Raw genomic sequence first — 448 nt, forward strand, 5'->3', positions numbered from 1 at the left:
GTCCGCTTCAATTTCAATTTGCGCTTCCAGTTCATGGTCCGCCTGGTCGGGGTCCATATACACCACTTTGGTAATTACAGAAGCACCGGACACGGCAGACGCGACGTTCTTACATTTGGTTTTCAGCGCCATTTTCACTTTTCGAATCGCATTGCTAACCGCATCAAAATCTTTTATCTCCCGGTCAACAAAGGCATTACCTACGATGGACTCACATGCGTGAGCGATGACTTGCACCTGTCCACCGGAACTGTTCAGCAACACACCCTTAACTGAGCGTGTGCCAATATCTAATCCCAACATGGCAGGCATTTTTTTGCTGAACAGATTCTCAAGCACGAAGGCTTCCTATTTTGTTAAACTATCTGAAAACCATTATTCACTAATTTTAATTAGTTAATGGTTCTAATAACGGTACATAGGTATAAAATATAAGCCATTTCTTTAG

1 protein-coding gene is annotated in these 448 nt (G+C 42.6%); it reads right to left on the minus strand.

Annotated features, from left to right (window positions below):
- Positions 1-339, minus strand: a 339-nt coding sequence (gene pilM, locus J0A66_RS21690) for a pilus assembly protein PilM (RefSeq protein WP_338143939.1), incomplete at its 3' end; no start/stop codon positions are given.
- Between the last annotated feature and the right edge of the window lie 109 nt (positions 340-448).

It is taken from the genome of Bowmanella dokdonensis (assembly GCF_017254865.1).
GTDB classification, from domain to species: domain Bacteria; phylum Pseudomonadota; class Gammaproteobacteria; order Enterobacterales; family Alteromonadaceae; genus Bowmanella; species Bowmanella dokdonensis.